The organism is Capnocytophaga endodontalis (assembly GCF_002209445.1).
In the GTDB taxonomy this organism is placed as follows: Bacteria; Bacteroidota; Bacteroidia; order Flavobacteriales; family Flavobacteriaceae; genus Capnocytophaga; species Capnocytophaga periodontitidis.
The window spans coordinates 2,775,148-2,794,225 of record NZ_CP022022.1; the positions used below are offsets into that span (position 1 = coordinate 2,775,148).

Below are 19,078 nucleotides of genomic sequence, written 5' to 3' on the forward strand. Positions count from 1 at the left end.
AGTTTACTATGTTTTAGGGGCAGGGGTTAGTTTATTATTTTATTTTTTCGGAAAGTTCAACCAAGCGAATGAACTCTTTGCGATAGCCCTCCTCATCTTTCCCAGTCGCATTCTTAGCTAAATCTATTACTTGTTTATATGAGGATTTTGCTTTGTATTTAGAATTTCTTAAGAGCATTCCCCATTCGGCGACAGCAGCGGCAAAGCGATAATCATCATCGGTTTGGGAGAGGTCGGTGAGAGTAAAAGGAATAGGAGTGCTTTCTTCTACGCTTTTAGCATCTTTTACCACAGGGTCTTTATAACGTATTTTGAGGAAAGCTAATTCATTAGCAAATCCTTCTTTCACTTGTTTTTGATAACGCAACCCATCGGTAGTAGCTCCTTTGGTAGGTATCAATTCATACAAAGCGGTTACAGTATGTCCTGCACCTATCTCACCAGCATCTTTCTTGTCGTCTTCAAAATCTTCATTGGCTAAAGTACGGTTTTCATAGCCTACCAAGCGGTATTCTTTCACATATTGAGGATTGAATTCTAACTGTAGTTTCACATCTTTGGCTACGGTGTAAAGTGTACCACCAAATTCATTTACCAATACTTTTTTAGCTTCAGTAAAATTATCGATATAAGCATAGTTACCATTCCCTTTGTTGGCAATGGTTTCTACCATATCATCGCGGTAATTTCCCATACCATAGCCCAATACCGAAATATAAATTCCATTGTTGCGCTTCTCTTCTACCAATCGTTGCAACTCATCACGTGAAGAAATTCCTACGTTGAAATCACCATCGGTAGCCAAGATAATACGGTTATTACCTTTGGGTAAAAAGTTTTTTTCGGCTACTTCATAGGCAGTTTGTAATCCTGCTCCTCCTGCTGTAGATCCACTAGCTACCAAATCGTTTATCACTTTGGAGATTTTCTCTTTTTCTTTCGCTGGAGTAGAAGGTAAAGCAATACCTGTCTGACTTGCATAGACTACAATCGCTATCCTATCTTCTGGACGTAAGTTATCCAAAAGCAATTTGAACGATGCTTTGAGTAGAGGCATTTTATTGGGTTCGTCCATAGAACCTGAGGTGTCTATCAAGAATACTATATTAGAAGGAGGCGCTTTGGTAAAATCTATTTTCTTTGCTTGTAATCCAATACGCAACAAGTAGTTATCAGGATTCCAAGGACAGCTACTTAGCGTTGTTGTAGCATTGAGAGGTGTTTTGCTACCTTCGGATGGAGGTGCATAGTTATAATCAAAATAATTAATGAGTTCCTCTATGCGTACTGCATCTTTATGAGGCTTTTGTCCGTAGTTGAGCATACGACGCACATTGCTATAAGAAGCTCTATCTACATCGGCAGAGAAAGTAGTTACAGGGTCTTTCGCTGTTTTCTTAAATCCGCCTTCATCTATCGCTTTATAAGTCTCGCGAGAAGTATTTAAAGTATAGCCATTTTTTGTTCCATAATTTCCACTAACACTTCCTGCACCTCTTATACGTATAGAGGAACTAGTTACATCTCGTCTTTTTGCAGTTTCATTACTTGTTACCACCACTTCTTGAAGGGCAACGTTATCGTCTTCTAAAACTACATTGATGACTTTTTGCCCATTAACTTTCACTTGTTTGGTTTTCATTCCTAAAGAAGAAAACTCTAGGATATCACCATTCTTTACTTTGATAGTGTATTTACCATCAAAATCAGTAGAAACTCCTTGGGTAGTTCCTTTGATGAGTACTGAAACTCCAGGTAAAGGATCATTAGAAACATCAGTAACCTTTCCTGTTACTTCATACTCTTGTGCGTAGAGGCTTCCTATAAACAGGAAGCAGAATAATAAAATTTGTTTCATATTATTAGTTATTTGAATTTGGGTTGTTATTTTATTTTTTCGGAAAGCTCAACTAAATCTATAAATTCTTTACGGTAGCCTTCTTTGTCTTCACCGAGAGCGTTTTTGGCTAATTCGAGTACTTGATTATAAGAAGATTGTGCTTTGTATTTAGAATTTCTTAGGAGCATTCCCCATTCGGCAACAGCGGCGGCAAAGCGATAATCATCATCGGTTTGGGCGAGGTCGGTGAGAGTAAAAGGAATAGGAGTGCTTTCTTCTACGCTTTTAGCACGTTTGATGTAAGGGTCTTTATAGCGTATTTTGAGGAAAGCGAGTTCATCTTTATGAGCTTGTGTATTTTGCTTTTGGTAGCGCAACTCGTCAGTTGTTTTTCCTTTAGCAGGCACTAATTCATAGAGCACTGTTACAGTATGTCCTGCACCTATTTCGCCAGCATCTTTACTATCATCTTTAAAGTCTTCATTGGCTAAGGCACGGTTTTCATAGCCTATTTGGCGGTATTGTTTCACATATTGGGGGTTGAATTCTAACTGTAGCTTCACATCTTTGGCTACGGTGTAGAGCGTACCACCAAATTCATTCACCAATACTTTTTTTGCTTCGGCGATATTATCGATATAGGCATAATTACCATTTCCTTTATTGGCTATAGTTTCGAGCATATCATCGCGATAATTACCCATACCATAGCCCAATACAGATATATAGACTCCGCTTTGGCGTTCTTTTTCTACCAAGCGTTTCAATTCGCCATCGGAGCGCACACCGACATTGAAATCACCATCGGTAGCTAATATAATGCGGTTATTTCCTTTTTCTATAAAGTTCTCGCGGGCAATTTGATAGGCTTTTTGAATACCAGCTCCTCCAGCGGTAGAGCCACCTGCTTCTAAGTTTTCTAAAACCTTAATAATTGTATCTTTTTCTTTGGCAGGTGTAGAAGGCAAAGCTACCCTTTCAGCTCCCGCATAGACTACAATCGCTACCCTATCTTCAGGTCGTAAGCTTTCCAAGAGTAGCTTAAACGACTCTTTAAGTAAGGGCAATTTGTCGGGTGAATACATAGAGCCAGAGGTATCTATCAAAAACACTATATTAGAAAGAGGTGCTTTAGTAAGGTCTATTTTTTTAGCTTGCAACCCGATACGCAACAAATAGTTATCTGTATTCCAAGGACATTTACTTAGGGTAGTGGTCGCATTGAGAGGTGTTTTACTACCTTCGGCTGGAGGAGTATAGTTATAGTCAAAATAGTTGATAAGTTCCTCTATGCGCACCGCATCTTTATCGGGTTTTTGCTTATCATTGATCATACGACGTACATTGCTGTAGGAAGCATTATCTACATCGGCGGCAAAGGTAGTAAGAGGGTCGGTAGCAGTGCTTTTAAAGCCATTCTCATCAATAGCTTTATAAGTTTCGGTTAGTCTTCTCCCTTGGGGTTTACGTTTTCGTTGTCTTCCTGCTGAGTAACTTTTTACGGCTACTGCACAAGAAACAAAAGATGCTTTCCTTACAGGAGCATAGCCAACTAATACGGTTTCTTCTATCTCGGAAATTTCTTCTAAAGCTATATCAATTACTTTTTGCCCAGTAATTTTGACTTCTTGAGTTTTATAGCCCATAGCAACAAATTGCAAGGTTTTTCCTTTCTTTACCTTAATGGAGTATTTACCTTCTTTATTGGTAGTAACTCCTTGAGCAGTACCTTTAATCACTACTGATACGAATTGCAAAGCTCTGTTTGAAGTATCGGATACAGTACCCGTTACTTCGTACTCTTGCGCGTGGAGACTTCCTATAAACAGAAAGCAGAATAATAAAATTTGTTTCATATTGTCAGTTATTAGATGTTAGTTTATTAGAGGTTAATTGTTAGTCCTTAGGGGACTACCTAACAATTGATTGAGTATTAAAATTTATTTTATTGGACAAGTTAGACGAGTCGGACAATTCGGACGGGTTGGAGGGGTGTTTTACAAAGCGAACGTAGTGTTAAGAGGGTACAACTGATTATCAAGCAATCAACCTTAACTAATCGCAGCCATTTCCTCCATAAAGCGGGTGGCTAAAGCATCGGCTTCTGCCTGAGTTTTAGCCTCAGTATAGATACGGATAATCGGCTCGGTATTCGATTTGCGCAAGTGTACCCAGCTGAAAGGAAAGTCAATTTTGAGTCCGTCGATAGTGGTGATTTGCTCGTGTGCGTACTTTTCTTGCATTGCCTGCAACACCTTGTCCGGATTGAGTCCGGTAGTGAGTTGAATTTTGTTTTTGCTCATAAAATAAGCGGGATAACTACGACGCAAAGCACTCACAGTAGTACCTTTTTCAACCAAAAGAGAGAGGAAAAGCACTACCCCCACTAAGGCATCACGACCGTAATGCAATTCGGGGAAAATCACTCCGCCATTACCTTCACCTCCTATTACTGCATTTACTTCTTTCATTTTGGTTACTACATTTATCTCACCAACAGCAGCTGCAGCGTATTCTACCCCGTGTTTTTCGGCTATATCACGCAAAGCACGTGAAGAGGAGAGGTTAGACACCACATTACCTTTCTTTTTACCGAGGTAATAATCGGCGCAGGCAACAAGGGTATATTCTTCACCAAACATTTCGCCTTCTTCGGTAATAAGCGCAAGGCGGTCTACATCGGGGTCTACCACCACCCCTAAATCGGCTTTTACTTCCACTACCTTAGCACAGATATCGGAAAGATGTTCTTTAAGAGGTTCGGGATTATGCGGAAACTGACCGTTAGGTTCACAGTAGAGTTGTACCACCTCAGCTCCCAAGCGTTCTAACAAAAGTGGGATAGCGATACCTCCAGTAGAGTTTACAGCATCGACCGCTACTTTGAATTTGCGTTTGCGAATAGCTTCCAAAGTTGCCAATGGCAAGAGCGAAAGCACCGCATCGATATGGCGTTGTATATAAGTATCGTTGTGAGTGATATGCCCTAGGGCATCTACTTCGGCAAAAGAGAACTCATTGGCAGCAGCAATGCGCAAAATTTCTTCGCCTTCCTGAGCGTTGAGAAACTCACCTTTGTTATTCAGCAATTTGAGGGCATTCCACTGTTTAGGATTATGACTGGCAGTGAGGATAATACCGCCATCGGCTTGTTCCATAGTAACCGCCACTTCTACAGTAGGGGTGGTACTCAAACCTATATCTACCACATCAATTCCTAAACCTACAAGGGTGTATTGCACGAGATTCTGTACCATTTCACCCGAAATACGCGCATCACGACCTACAACCACTTTTACACGGGTTTTATAAATATGTTTTTTGAGCCACGTGCCATAAGCAGCGGCAAATTTTACAGCATCAATGGGGGTTAAGTTGTCATCGGGTACTCCCCCTATAGTACCGCGAATGCCTGATATAGATTTTATTAGAGACATATTCTTACAATTAAAATTTTATAATTTAGAATTAATAAGCGCAAAGGTAATAAATTATTGCGAATTACGAGTTACGAAAGATGTTTTTTTTATACTAATTTGCTAATTTACTAATTATTGACTACTTTTGTCGCATCAAACTATTCGTTTATGACAAAACATCAACTCCGCGTGCAAGACGCTCTTAAATTCTTTACACAAAAAGATACTGAATTAGGCTTTCGCAAACTTTTAGATTGTGTAGCCGACACACAACAAATGCCTCTCTACCTAAAGGCTATAGAACTTACCGACTGGAAGGAAAACAATCCTAATGAGTTGGATCAACTTACGGAAAAGGCTACTGCACTACTTGAAGAAGTAGGGCGATGCACCGTAGAAGAAGCTGCAACCGAAAAACCTGTGCTTGTTGCTAAAGACCTAAAAAAAACCTATAATTCGGGAATGTTTTCATTAGGTCCTGTATCACTTACTATTAATAAAGGGCAAGTTTACGGTTTAGTAGGTGAAAATGGCAACGGAAAAACAACCCTTTTACGCATCTTAGCGCACGACCTCTCCTATAATTCGGGCGAAATGACCTATTACTTCAAAGAAACGCCTACTAATGAATACGATTTACGCACTAAATTAGCTTACATTCCCCAACGCACCGATAAATGGTATGGTAGTTTGAAAGACAATCTCAAATTTACTTTGGCGTGCTATGGTATCCCCGCTGAAGAAAACGAACCACGCACTCTGCTAATGATTGCCCGTTTAGGTTTGTGGAAATACCGCAATCTAAACTGGAATGCGCTATCATCGGGGTATAAAATGCGTTTTGAATTAGCGCGCACCCTATTACGTCAGCCAGAATTATTGCTTTTAGATGAGCCTTTAGGGAACTTAGACGTATTGGCACAACAGGTAATATTAGAAGACCTCAAAATGATAGCCAACTCAGTAAATCACCCTATCGCTTTGATATTGAGTTCTCAACAACTCTTTGAAGTGGAAAAAATATCTGACAAGGTAATTTTCCTCAAAAACGGACAATACCGCGAAAATGTTGAGACTACCCAAGAGAACACCCCTACCCCACTCATCGTAGAAATTGACACTACTAACAGCAGAGAGGAATTATTAGCAGTTTTTAGCACTTTTAATCTTGAAAAATTGCAGTACAACGGAGGTATTTACATCGCTTATTTTGCTGAAGGTACAGAATATTCTACTGTGTTAGAAGCTCTTGGTAAAGCTAAAATCGAGCTTACTTATATACGAAATATTTCGGCTAGTACAAGGAGATTTTTTGTGAGTTAGGGGGTCAGGTTTCAGGTGTCAGGTGTTAGGTTTTAGGAGGTATAGCTTATTAATTATAAAACACTCATTATCAATTGAAAAAATATTTATTAGAACGTTATCCAGCAATTTGGAATACTCACTTAATGTGGGCGTTGCCTCTCATTTTTGCAATCCACTTATTCTTTTTCTTGTGGGGATTTGCTACTATTACCGATGAGAATATGAGCAACTATTCTTTTGGTTTGGAAAACCATTTTGAAGGGTTGCCTATGGTGATGAGCTTTATTATCATTGTACTAATGTTAGTAGGATGGTTCATTCGTTTGTTTAAGAATAATGCTTTTAAACGTTTTTATCCTGTGAGTGAGTGGCAATTATTCAGGCAGTTTGTGATATATCTGTTTATTATGGGAGGCATACTCAGTTCAGGGCTTTCGTTTACAATAGGTGAATCGGCTAAAGTACATTTGCGATATACCGACAGCTATATACACAATGTATTACAACAATACCCTAAAAATTTTAACTTTGAGAATGTAGAGAGACTCCCTGAAGCACAACAAAGGGAATACAACATAGCTAACAATGCTAAAGATATCAAGAAACGCTTGTTTGTAATGGAGCTCAATGAGGAAATTACAATGGTAGAAACAGCTGTTTTTATACTCACATCGTTGCTCTTTATAGTACGTATCACTTCATTACGTACAGCATTGCTAACTATTTTATTTAGTGGATTGTTATGTTTATTATTCGCTCTGTTAGTAGTATTCATATTATTTATGGATATTGAAAATTATAGAGAAGATAGTATATTGTTTTTTCTCTTATGGATTATCTATCTCTCAATACTTTTATACTCCACTACCTCCTCTAATAAACTACAGAGAGGTATCGCTATGAATATCACAATATTAGCTTTCTTTCCTATCATAATAGCTACTCTTTTCTTTTTAGAAAAGAGATACTTTAGAAGGAGTTATGATAATGATATTCATTATTCACTCTGGCATAACTTCGAGGAACTTATCATTTTTAGCTGTAGCATATTGCTCTCAATTGGATTTATAGGACTTTATACGAATGTTATCAAACGATGGAGAGCAATGCCGGAGTAGAGGTTAGGGGTCAGGGGACAGGTGTTAGGTTTTAGGGGGTATAGCTTATTAATTATAAAACACTCATTATCAATTGAAAAAATATTTATTAGAACGTTATCCAGCAATTTGGAATACACACGTGGTATTGTTATTACCACTGATACTCTTATCCCATTTAGTCTTTTTTGGATTGGGATTTATAATGCTCACTGATAGCACGTTAGGAATTTCCTATTACCCGTGGGGAAACTTGTTTAATGGCTTACCTATGTTGTTAAACTTTATTATAATTGTTTTGCTATTAGTAGGTTGGCTTATTTATTTGTTTAGAAACAATGCTTTTGAGCGTTTCTACCCTGTGAGTCGTTGGCAATTGTTTTGGCGTTTTGTAGTATACTTTGCTGTTATTGGCGGAATTACAAGTTCTAGTTTTTCATTTATGGCAGGTGAGAAAGCTAAAGTATACTGGCGGTATACCGATAGCTACATTCATAGTGTATTACGACAATACCCTGAGGATATTCGCGATTCTGAAAGGGAACAATTATCTGATGATCAACTAAAGGAATATCACATAGTTCATAATGCATCACAAATAAAAAAACAAGTGTTTATAGAAAATTTTGATGATGAAATTTTTCTTGTAATCATTATTGCTTTTGTTTTAACTATATTGATTTTTACAGTACGTATCACCTCATTGCGTACAGTGTTGCTCTCTATTGTTTTCAGTGGCTTGTTGTGCTTGCTGCTTGGCTTAGTGCTCATATTGGTTTTGGAGAGCAATATGTTTGAAATGCGAGATGTATATGTAGTGCTGACAATCTTATGGTTGACTTACCTTTCAGTGATTGCTTTATCTATTTTCTCTGATAAAAAACAATATCGAGGTATTGCAATGAATATTTCACTATTTGGTTTTCTACCTATAACAATCACTACTCTAATAGCTATAGGAGAGAGATATAATTGGTGGTATTTTTTAGAAAAGAATTACAGTTATTGGTACGATATAAGAGAACTTATAATTTCAATAGTAGGGATACTGCTTTCATTTGTGTTTGTAGGGCTTTATACGAATGTTATCAAACGATGGAAGGCAATGCCGGAGTAGAGTGTCAGGGGTCAGGTGTTAGGTTTTAGGAGGTATAGGTTATTAATTATAAAACACTCATTATCAATTGAAAAAATATTTATTAGAACGTTATCCAGCAATTTGGAATACGCAGGTGATACTGTTATTACCACTGATATTCTTATCTCATTTAGTCTTTTTCGCTTTGGGATTTATAATGCTCACCGACGGAAAGTTATGTAAAGAGTATTACCCGTGGGGGGACTCGTTTAATGGCTTACCAATGTTGTTAAACTTTATTATAATTGTTTTGTTATTGGTAGGTTGGTTTATCTATTTGTTTAGAAACAATGCTTTTGATCGTTTCTACCCTGTGAGTCGTTGGCAATTGTTTTGGCGTTTTGTAGTGTATTTCGCTGTTATTTTGGGGATTATCAGTACTGGTTTTTCATTTATGACAGGTGAGAAAGCTAAAGTATATTGGCGGTATACTGATAGTTACCTTCACAGTGTGCTACAACAATATCCTGAGTATATTAGCGATTCTGAAATGAAACAATTTTCTGAAGCTCAGCGAGAAGAGTATTACATAGCTCATAATGCATCACTTATAAAAGAGCGAGTGTTTATAGAAAAATTTTATGCGCAAATTAATTTTATAATTATTATCGCTTTTTTACTCACATTATTACTCTTTGCGGTACGTATTACCTCATTGCGTACAGTGTTACTCTCTATTGTATTTAGTGGATTGTTGTGTTTGCTGCTTGCCTTAGTAGTGACACTTATTGTATATGTAGACACAAGTACAAAATTCAAAACATTTGCTGCTTTATCCCTGCTATGGATTAGCTATCTATCGGTGGTTTTCCTATCAATTACATCTAAAAAGAAACTATACCGAGGCATCGCAATGAATGCCACTCTATTTGGCTTTTTTCCTGCTATAGTTATTACTTTTGTAATTATAGAAGATAGGTACAATTTGTGGGAGTTTATAGAATATTATTTAGATGATATTAAGAATGATATAAAAATACTTATCCTTTGGGGAATTGGAATACTGCTTTCACTTGGATTTATAGGGCTTTATACGAATGTTATCAAACGATGGAAGGCAATGCCGGAGTAGAGAGTCAGGTTTTAGGTGTTAGGGGGCAGGTGTCAGGTGTCAGGAGTGTAAATTATGAATTGTTAATTATTAATTGTAAATTGAAAAAATATTTATTAGAAAATTATCCGTTGATTTGGAACACTAAGTTGTTGCCAATGTTAGGTCTTGCTGCTTGCGGACATGTTTTTTTCTTTCTGTTGGGCTATATCGTTGATAAAGGCAGTATATATGAAAGAGTTTATACCATAGGAGAAGAATTTTTCCCTCTTCCTTTTTTGTTACACCTTATTGTGAGTATCTTGCTATTAGTGTTCTGGCTAATGCAACTCTCTAAAAACAATGCTTTTAAACATTTTTACCCCAGCAATCAGCTGAAGTTACTCGGTCTATATACACAATACTTTATAATTATATTTGCGGTACTCACTTTCTCTCTTTCGTTTATGGCTGGTGAAAAAACGCACTTACTTGTGATTGATAGACCGTTTTATGGCGCTGAGGAAGGAACTATTGTGCAAGGGCTGCTCATCGCATCGCTTTTTATCTCACTGTTAGTGCTTTGTGTACGGATTACTGAGGTTAGAACCTTATTGCTTACAATTGTATTTTCGGGGGTATTATCACTCGTGTTAGGGATGGTGTCGGCATTTTTATTCAGTATTTTTTCTGATGCTAATTTGTTTTTTCTACTTGTTGTTTGGATGTATGTGGCAATTCCTTTCATTGCTATATTGGTAGTTGTTACTAATTTAGCAACGATGCCCAAACTCTTTTCTGGGATTCTCATCAACTTTTCACTGCTGTTCTTTACCCCTGCCCTTTACGGAGCTATCTTATTAATTTTCAAAGAAGAGACTTTTAACAATATGCCTCTTTTGAATTATGGAATACTCTTGTCTAATTTCCTTTTCATATTGTTATACGCTCCTGTACTGCACCAATGGAGAGCAGTGCCAGAATAGGCTTCTGGGGTCAGGTATTAATTATTAATTGTTGATTGCTAATTGAAAAAGTATCTTTTAGAACATTATCCATTAATTTGGAGTACGCGAGCAGTGCCAATGCTAATAGTAGCTCTTGGGGCGCATTTGTTATTCTTTTTGTTAGGACTTATTGCTTCTAACAGAGGAGGAATGGGATTTGCTGAAGGATTTTGGGCACTTCCGTTTGAAATCTATCGCATTGGGCTTATTGTCTTCTTTGTGAAATGGCTGATGGATTTGTACAGATTCAATGCCTTTAATTGGTTTTATCCTAACAGTCCGCTAAAGTTGTTTGGAACTTTTGTACTCTTTTTTCTCGTAACTCTCAGTGTGATTGGTTTGCCAGTATCATTTGCTTTAGGAGTGTTATGTACTTCTTCTTTTGTAGGCATCGAGAATAGTGATTTAATTGATATTCATTTCTTTATCACCAAAGCTCCTTTTTCACTTTTTGCCTTAGGGATTGCACTTATTATCTTCTGTGTGTATATTACCAAATTGCGAACTTTCCTACTCACCATTGTTTTCACCAGTGTTTTAGCACTCATTTTAGCAATGTTGTGCATTATAATTGCTATTGTAGGTGATATTGATTTTCAGTTAGTTTTATGGATATATCTATTCGCTTACTTTGCTGTAGCGATAGCCTCGGTTATAGGTGCACCTTTGCTTCCCAAACTCTACAGTGGTATTCTCATTTGTTTCAGCCTATTGCTCTTCCCTGCTGCTATTTCCACCATTGCTTTGCTAAAAGTAGATATCGACCAATTTTCTCAATCACTTTACTACCAACTTTTAGCTGGGGCTTTTCTATTTGTATTTTTATACAATTACCATATCCAGCAGTGGAAGGCAATGCCGGAGTAGGGGTTAGGGGTCAGGGGTTAGGATTTTTTATTTCTTACGGGGAAGAAAAAAGCTCGGGGGCGTTCTTTGAAGGCTTTCCACACACAACGTGCTAAGTATTTAAGTTCGGAAGCGGGGACTTCACGAGAGCGTAAAGCTATCCATAGTGACAGACCAAAACTCACAATAAAGTTACCCAAACCGATAATACCTATCCCTAAAATACACCAAAAGATATTTTCTAAGCTAATGATAAAATTCATACCGTACAAGCCGTAAGCTAAATTACCACTAGCAAAGGTGATGTGGCGTATATCGATAGGTAAACCGAAGAATTCACCTACTGCCCAAGCACTTCCCATAAACACTCCAAACCAAATATTTGAAACGATACTTGGCCACTTTTTTTGCATCCAATTGGCAATGCGTTGCATACGTTCTTTACCAAAAAAAACTTTGAGAAAAGGGTGTTCGGATAGGCGGTAATAGAAGTTGTTGAAGTTGTTCACGCTGGCTACATTACCCGCAATAATACCCGATAGAAAGAGAAAGACCCCAGCGATACAAGCGTGTAAGAACACAGGTGTATGCCATATATTAAGGTCTTCTAACAGATGTAAACTCTTTTTAGTCGCAATATTATAGCCCTCTAAATAGCTCATTCCTATTACTAAGAGCATCGAGATGGGGAAAGCTCCAAACACATTACCTACAAAAGCGATGAACTGCGAACGAAATAAACGCGTGAAGAGTGCTGAGAACTCAGTATATTGACGGCGTTTTTGTTTATCGTTGTTGTCGTTTAGGTTCTCTAAGGTTTTAGCAATGGTAGAAGCCGTCATTGCAGGTTGTTTGGTAGCCAAAGTAGAACCTGTGAGGTAAATAAGCACAAAACCAATAGCGTAGTTAAAACTATAGTTTAAAGCGCGGAAAAACGCACTTTGGTCAGGTACCATAGACATATAGAGTTTTACCAAACACATAAAACTCACAATTACCCCTCCCCATAAAGCCGTTTTGAGCATTTTGAAATACTCTCTACCTGTAGAAGTGATGTAGTGTTCCCCTGTTTTACCGGTATAATTTGTAATCTCGTAGGTAATGTTGTAAACACTATCATTTATCAATTTGCGAATATTGTTTTTCTTAGAATTGGTTTTTACCATATCTAAATAGAAAGCAATTGCTTTTTCGCGTTTATCAGCTTCTTTTTCTATAAACAAGTAGTTATAAAGACGCTTGATGCGTTTAATCTGCTGACGGATGAGCAAAAGTGTTTGGTTCACACTAAAGGTTACCCCATATTTTTCGGCGTTAGCATCGGCTTTGTTCACAAAATCTTCACATTGGGCAGCTAAGATATTGAGTTGTTTATAGTCTAATTCGTGTTCTTGTATATAGAGATAAGATTTATTTTCTTTAGCGAGAGTACGTGCGAGTTGATTTAGTTCGTCGTCGAGCGCGATAAAGGGGCTGTTTAAATGAGCATACTCAGGCACCATACGGTGTACATCGGTTTGTAGAGCAAGTCCTCCCATACGTTGTGAGAGAATCATTATAGCTAAAAGGATTTGTTTAGAGGTAGCTTTGCGCTCTGTATCTTCATAAAAAGTATTGACAGAGAGGATATCGAAAAGTTCCTTCCAATTGTCTAACGGGATTTGCAACACCCATTTAGCATCGGAAGGGCGATAAAAAATTTGGTTTAGTACATATTGTATATTCTCTTGAGAAGGCTGGTCGGGCAGGAGCTGACGGCTGATGCGGCGGCGTAATTCTTTGAAAAAAGAAACACTATTGAGTAAGCCAGCATCAGTGAATAGAAGTGTTTTTTGTTTGTTAGCAAATACATTGTGGAGTTTTTCTCGGAAGAAAGCAATGCGCTCGGGTTCGTGTTTTATTTCGGAGATGAGCTCATCGATATTGATAGGAGTTTTTTTATCTTTACTTTTGCGGCGAAAGTAGTTCACTACATCAAACACGAAATCGATATCTTCGTAGTTAGATGAGTGCATATAAGTCTCAAAGACTTCATAGATAGATTTATATTTTTTTGCGAATAGCGGCATATTTTTCAATTAACAATTAATAATTTAGAATGGTGCAAAGGTACGAAAAATTTATCAATTTGCTAATCTACTAATTCGTTAATTAAAAAAAGGCTGCCCGAGTAGGACAGCCTTTTGAAATCTTATCTTTTATTTTTCAACTTATTAGAAGTTGTATCGTACGCCGAAGCTAAAGGTACGACCGTCACCGAAGTATACTTGGTTTCTTACATCAATATCTTGATAAGTTTTACTGCCATTAGTAGTGTGGATACTTGTATAAGACTCTGAAATATAGTAAGTATCAAGTACATTATAAGCTTGCACTGAGAAAGTAAGACGTTGCTTATCGGTAAGTTGCCATTTATAAGAAGCTCCTAAATCAAAGAGATTATAACTTGGTAATTTGAGAGCACCTTTTTCAGCTTCAACTTTTTTATTGAAATTAGAAATATTTAAATTCGCATATAGATCATCTACGTAACGCCAATCAACATCGAATTTAAGTCCTTTTATAGGTGGTAGTATAGTTAGACCCAAAGAAGCAGTTGTTTGCGCGGTAGAACCTACTTTCACTTTGTCTAAGAAAAGTTTTACTTGGCTAGCACTACCTGCTGGTACTACATTTCCTTGATCATCGATAGTTTCGTTGCTTTCATTAGTAAGATTACCAGAAGCATCTCCTTTATAGTACCAATCACCTAATGAAAGAGAAGCATTTACCCTTACATAATCATTGATTTTAGCATTTGCTTCAAGTTCTATACCTCGGTGAATTTCTTCAATACCTAAGATATTTGCATAAGCACGAATTGTATTATTTTTAAGGTTATTAGATTTGCGTAAATAACGATCCTTCCAAGAAGTGTGATATAGGTTCAAATTGACATTCAAAAAACTTGATTTAAACCCGTAACCGAGTTCTACTCCAAAAATTTTTTCATTAGTAAGAGAAGGGTTTAAGAAGTTTCGGTAATTAGGATATACAGCATCAAACAATGGTTGTTTAGAGTAATATCCTACATTTGCAAACACATTGTGATGTTCGTTGATATTGTAATTTATACCACCTTTGATATTATAACCTACGATATCTTTGAAACCTGTTTTAGTACTCATAGCAGTTTCAGGTTTACCTGTAATAGCTAATGTGCCTGGTTTTAAAAAACTATCTATACGCTGGTAGGACTGTATCGAAGTAGCTCCTTGTATGAAGGCAGAGAAATGATCATCAGAGTATTCAAACTGAGAGAAAAGACCAAACCATTTCACTTCTCCATCATTGCTATAGCCTATTTGGTTTTCTAAAGGCTCTGTTTTTTGGAACGGATTCCAAGAAACATTAGCGGGAACAACGGTGGTTACCACATTAGGATTATTTAGATTCTTATTCTTATTGTCGGCATAAGAGTTATTTCCTAACATATCAGTAACAACTTGGTGGTGATAGCCATAATAGTATCTACCATCTAACCCAATATTTGCTGTAAAATTATCATTAATTTGGTGTTGCAAGTTAGTAAGGAATCCATACCAATCGTGAGAGTTCACGGAACCATTGCGTATGAAACCTTGGTTTACAGAGCCTGCTGATTTTCCACTAGGGTCGGTTACTCTTACACTTCTACCTGCTTCACCAGGGTGTTGCATAGTCTCCAATCCACTTACTGCCTGACCTTTGTTATATTGTACTGCTTTGTCAAAGTCAATCAAACCTTCTTCAGTACGAAGTGTATTTAAATAATGTTTTTGAAGGGAGTAAGATGTAGTACCGCTCACTGTTTTTGAAGAGAAAGAGTGAGCTTCTCCTAAAGAGTTGGTGCCCATACCGCGTCCTAAAGAAGCGTATACTACGGTACTAAGTGAGGTACTTTCGCTTATTTTCCAATCCCAGTTGAGCATTGCTACGGGTTTGTGATATAGATTTTTCTTAATAGTATATTCTTCACCATCTAAGTATCCCCAATCTGAATTGTATTTGCGATTAGGTTCATCACCATCGCCATAGCGTAAATAATCAGACAACAAAGGACTGTTAGAGCGTTGGTGATGCCATTGTGGAGCTCCTGTAAACATCAGCTGAAAACTGTGTTTATCGGAAGGTTCATAGCCTAAAGCAAAATAATAGCTATAGCCATCAAACTTGGTACCATCTACGTATTTACGTCCGGCATTTTTACTGAATAACACAGAAGCCGACCAACCTGTAAGGCTCTTACCTGTATTGTAAGCAACTAATCCTTTATACTCTTGGTTACTACCATAGCTAAAGTAAGCAGTTCCTCCTTCGGACATATCGGCAGCACGTGTTACCACATTAATAGTACCTCCTACTGAAGCTATTGCTAACTTAGAAGCTCCAAGCCCGCGCTGTACTTGCATTGCTGAAGTAACATCGGCAAGACCTGACCAGTTACTCCAATAAACAGTACCACCTTCCATATCGTTTACAGGCATACCATTTACCATTACAGCAATGTTTTTGGTATCAAAACCTCGAATATTGATTTTAGAGTCGCCGAAGCCTCCACCACCTTTAGTGGCGTATACTGATGGCGTGCGATTGAGTACTTCAGGAAGTTCACGTGTACCCAATTTTTCGATAATTTCAGTAGCTTGAATAGTAGAGACAGCTACTGGTGTTTTACGTTCTTTAGCAATGTCTAACAGTGTACTTTTAGCGGTTACCACCACTTCGCCCAACGCCTGTTGGTCGGTAGAAAGAGTAACCTTTATGTGTGCTTTACCGTTTACTAATTTGTAAGGAACGGTCTTGGTTACATACCCGAGGTATGAAAACTCCAAGGTGCCTGTAGGGGCATTTACATTTAAGGAAAACTTACCCTGCATATCGGTGGAGACACCGTGGGTAGTACCCTTAACCAATACATTAGCCCCCATCAGAGGTGCATTATACTCACCATCAATCACTTCACCCGTTACTGTTCCATTTTGGGCATACGTAATTGTTGTGAGCAATAAAATTGCGACATTTAAAAACCAGCTTTTCATTTATATTTAGTTAATTAGTTTCTCAGCCGACGGTTAGTAGATTGCTCATACACAAAGTGACTAAAAAAACAAAAAGCTGTTTCACTTCTTATTTCAGGGGCAAAATTAGTGCTTTTTTATGAAATACAAACATTTTTATCGCTTTTTTTATAAACAAAGTAATCAACAAGTTATCAAACGACAAATATACAAGTAAATTAAGAATCTTAAACAGAAGAATAAAAATTCTAAAAATCTCTGACAATAAACAACTTACAATCATTAGTTATATTTATAACAAAAATATATTGTTAAATTTTAACGTTTCTTTAAATATAAAGTGTAGATTTGCAGGCTAAAAATTGACCAATAATGAATAAAACCAAAAAATGTTTTAGAGCGTCTGTGTTTATTGCTATTTTATTTTTCTTATTTGGTGGGATTACTGTATTAGTACAATTATTAGTTCCTCATCTAAAAGACATCTTTGAACTCAATTACGCTCAAGCAGGATTTATACTCTTTTTTTTCTTTTTACCTTATTTGCTCTTTTCAATTCCAGCGGGAGTTACACTTAGCAAAATAGGATACCAGCGCAGTATTACCTTAGGGCTCATTATTGTAGCTTTAGGGTGTTTATTGTTTTATCCTGCTGCCGAAATGCGTTCTTTTTGGGCGTTTATGATTGCTATTTTCGTGTTAGGAAGTGGCATCACCCTCTTACAAGTAGCCGCTAATCCTTATATTGCAGCTTTAGGTAAAGAAAATTCTACTCACAGCCGACTCACTTTCTCTCAAGCATTTAACGCTTTAGGAACTACTTTTGCACCTATCATCGGGGCAGTTTACTTGTTGAAAGACGAAGTAAAAACGTCTGGTGAAATACGATCGTTAGATCCTTTAGAACGAAATATGTATCTACAATCGGAAGCTCTAACTATACAAACTCCTTTTTTATATATTTCACTTATAGTGATTGCTTTAGCTGTTGTATTTGGCATTGCACAACTACCTTGTCACACCACAGAAGAAGAGGTGGTTGATAGAAAAAGTTATTTTTCATTGTTAAAAAGAACGCCTTTACTTTTAGGAGCTATTGCTATTTTTCTATATGTAGGAGCTGAAGTAGCTATAGGAAGTTTTGCTATCAACTATTTGGTAGAAATAAATATGGCTGAAATATCACAATGCCCTATAGGAGGACCTATGTGGAAAGCTTTGGGAATCATTTTTAACAAACCAGACCTTATCAATGCCGATCCTAAGGCTATGGTTGCCATATTTTTGTGTTTCTATTGGGGAGGTGCTATGGTAGGAAGATTTATAGGAGCACAACTCAGTAGACACTTGTCTCCAGCTAAAATGCTGATGATTGTTGGCTTATGTAACGTTGTACTCATTTTGATAGCCATCAATACAGGAGGGCTTTTCTCGATGCTGAGCCTATTATTGCTAGGATTCTTCAATTCTATTATGTTTCCTACTATTTTTGCTTTAGCTTCTGAAGGGATTGACGAATTGAAAGCTCAGGCTTCTGGACTATTATGTACTATGATTGTAGGCGGCGGATTAGTGCCTATCCTATTTGGTTTCTTCACTGATCGCATAGGGTTTAGCTTAGCATTTCTCACCTTAGTAGCGTGCTATGGTTATATTGCTTTCTTTGGATTCTACAAAAGTAGTAGATGATTTTTCGATTGACAATTGAAAAATTCGTTGATTCTTTTCAACCCTTTATAAATTCCTAAAAGCGCTGCTAACCTTACCCCTTCATAAACCAATGGAGTTGCTAAATTTGCCAACTTTATTTTTGCTTGATATCTTGAAGAAAGCACATCGTTATCAATAAAATACAAAAAAGGAGAGGGGAATTGCCATACTATTAGTTCTATAATATAAAACAGAAGAAATGCACAAAATAACTGCCAGTGGTAATGTAACAACTCCTTTTTCTTTGTTGCCAAATACAACAGCAAAGCGCCGTTTAGCAAGCTCAATACACCAAAAATACCATTGTTATTGAATTGCATCACAGCAGTAATCCCTATCAATGCCCCCGTGATGAGCAGAAAATAACCTATATTTTTGCACAACATAAATCCATATAAATAATCTCTAAACTTTATATTTAGAGCCAACAAACGATCACGTTGTTGTTTCTCTTCATCGTTTAAAAGCTCATAAGCTATTCCTGCTGAGGGCATCATTTCTTTCATTACCTCTTTGAGCAAACGTTCGTCTTTAATCTGTTCAAGGAGTTCAGCAGGGTATCTTCCTTGTGCTAAAATCATTTTAGCTCGCGTGATGAGTCTTTCTTTATAGGCTAATTTCTCGGTGATATTCATTACCATATTTTT

Annotated in this window: 13 protein-coding genes; 7 read left to right on the forward strand and 6 right to left on the reverse strand. The window is 37.2% G+C overall.

Annotation, left to right across the window (positions count from 1 at the left end; translation table 11 throughout):
* Window positions 1-34 precede the first annotated feature (34 nt).
* The 3 genes from CBG49_RS12535 to glmM form a co-directional block, all read right to left on the reverse strand.
* Window positions 35-1,858: a vWA domain-containing protein gene (locus CBG49_RS12535; protein WP_088594731.1), complete on the reverse strand. Its 1,824-nt coding sequence runs from the start codon at window positions 1,856-1,858 to the stop codon at window positions 35-37.
* Window positions 1,859-1,884: 26 nt separating this feature from the next.
* Window positions 1,885-3,696 (reverse strand): vWA domain-containing protein, encoded by a 1,812-nt coding sequence (locus tag CBG49_RS12540; RefSeq protein WP_088594732.1) that lies wholly within the window; start codon window positions 3,694-3,696, stop codon window positions 1,885-1,887.
* 195 nt (window positions 3,697-3,891) lie between these two features.
* Window positions 3,892-5,277 carry a phosphoglucosamine mutase gene (gene glmM / locus CBG49_RS12545; protein ID WP_088594733.1) on the reverse strand — a complete coding sequence of 462 codons (1,386 nt, stop codon included), beginning with the start codon at window positions 5,275-5,277 and terminating at the stop codon, window positions 3,892-3,894.
* A gap of 150 nt (window positions 5,278-5,427) precedes the next feature.
* Between glmM and CBG49_RS12550 the strand changes: the two genes are divergently transcribed.
* The 6 genes from CBG49_RS12550 to CBG49_RS12575 all read left to right on the forward strand — a co-directional run bounded on the left by CBG49_RS12550 (window position 5,428) and on the right by CBG49_RS12575 (window position 11,703).
* Window positions 5,428-6,582 carry an ATP-binding cassette domain-containing protein gene (locus CBG49_RS12550; protein WP_088594734.1) on the forward strand — a complete coding sequence of 385 codons (1,155 nt, stop codon included), beginning with the start codon at window positions 5,428-5,430 and terminating at the stop codon, window positions 6,580-6,582.
* A 74-nt stretch (window positions 6,583-6,656) separates the two neighbouring features.
* On the forward strand, window positions 6,657-7,682 hold the full coding sequence (locus tag CBG49_RS12555) for a hypothetical protein (protein ID WP_088594735.1): 1,026 nt from the start codon (window positions 6,657-6,659) through the stop codon (window positions 7,680-7,682).
* 73 nt (window positions 7,683-7,755) lie between these two features.
* Entirely contained in the window at window positions 7,756-8,778 is a 1,023-nt protein-coding gene (locus CBG49_RS12560; RefSeq protein ID WP_167372073.1) for a hypothetical protein, read from the forward strand.
* Window positions 8,779-8,845: 67 nt separating this feature from the next.
* The gene (locus tag CBG49_RS12565; RefSeq protein ID WP_088594737.1) at window positions 8,846-9,871 is read left to right on the forward strand and encodes a hypothetical protein; all 1,026 of its coding nucleotides are present in this window, start codon (window positions 8,846-8,848) and stop codon (window positions 9,869-9,871) included.
* Between the two features lie 80 nt (window positions 9,872-9,951).
* On the forward strand, window positions 9,952-10,815 hold the full coding sequence (locus CBG49_RS12570; RefSeq protein ID WP_088595332.1) for a hypothetical protein: 864 nt from the start codon (window positions 9,952-9,954) through the stop codon (window positions 10,813-10,815).
* 42 nt (window positions 10,816-10,857) lie between these two features.
* On the forward strand, window positions 10,858-11,703 hold the full coding sequence (locus CBG49_RS12575; protein WP_227002895.1) for a hypothetical protein: 846 nt from the start codon (window positions 10,858-10,860) through the stop codon (window positions 11,701-11,703).
* A gap of 17 nt (window positions 11,704-11,720) precedes the next feature.
* Here the strand turns inward: CBG49_RS12575 and CBG49_RS12580 are convergent, their stop codons facing one another.
* The gene (locus CBG49_RS12580; protein ID WP_088594739.1) at window positions 11,721-13,751 is read right to left on the reverse strand and encodes a recombinase; all 2,031 of its coding nucleotides are present in this window, start codon (window positions 13,749-13,751) and stop codon (window positions 11,721-11,723) included.
* 144 nt (window positions 13,752-13,895) lie between these two features.
* Window positions 13,896-16,742: a TonB-dependent receptor gene (locus CBG49_RS12585; RefSeq protein WP_088594740.1), complete on the reverse strand. Its 2,847-nt coding sequence runs from the start codon at window positions 16,740-16,742 to the stop codon at window positions 13,896-13,898.
* A 351-nt stretch (window positions 16,743-17,093) separates the two neighbouring features.
* Between CBG49_RS12585 and CBG49_RS12590 the strand changes: the two genes are divergently transcribed.
* Window positions 17,094-18,410, forward strand: a complete 1,317-nt coding sequence (locus CBG49_RS12590; protein ID WP_088594741.1) for a sugar MFS transporter — start codon at window positions 17,094-17,096, stop codon at window positions 18,408-18,410.
* Here CBG49_RS12590 and CBG49_RS12595 read toward each other — a convergent pair.
* The gene (locus CBG49_RS12595; RefSeq protein ID WP_227002896.1) at window positions 18,392-19,072 is read right to left on the reverse strand and encodes a hypothetical protein; all 681 of its coding nucleotides are present in this window, start codon (window positions 19,070-19,072) and stop codon (window positions 18,392-18,394) included. The genes CBG49_RS12590 and CBG49_RS12595 overlap by 19 nt on opposite strands.
* Between the last annotated feature and the right edge of the window lie 6 nt (window positions 19,073-19,078).

Coding starts and splice junctions, on each gene's coding strand:
- CBG49_RS12580 (WP_088594739.1), bottom strand. CDS start 13,751: ATGCCGCTATTCGCAAAAAAATATAAATCTATCTATGAAGTCTTTGAG.
- CBG49_RS12550 (WP_088594734.1), top strand. CDS start 5,428: ATGACAAAACATCAACTCCGCGTGCAAGACGCTCTTAAATTCTTTACA.
- CBG49_RS12540 (WP_088594732.1), bottom strand. CDS start 3,696: ATGAAACAAATTTTATTATTCTGCTTTCTGTTTATAGGAAGTCTCCAC.
- CBG49_RS12595 (WP_227002896.1), bottom strand. CDS start 19,072: ATGGTAATGAATATCACCGAGAAATTAGCCTATAAAGAAAGACTCATC.
- CBG49_RS12590 (WP_088594741.1), top strand. CDS start 17,094: ATGAATAAAACCAAAAAATGTTTTAGAGCGTCTGTGTTTATTGCTATT.
- CBG49_RS12585 (WP_088594740.1), bottom strand. CDS start 16,742: ATGAAAAGCTGGTTTTTAAATGTCGCAATTTTATTGCTCACAACAATT.
- CBG49_RS12535 (WP_088594731.1), bottom strand. CDS start 1,858: ATGAAACAAATTTTATTATTCTGCTTCCTGTTTATAGGAAGCCTCTAC.
- glmM (WP_088594733.1), bottom strand. CDS start 5,277: ATGTCTCTAATAAAATCTATATCAGGCATTCGCGGTACTATAGGGGGA.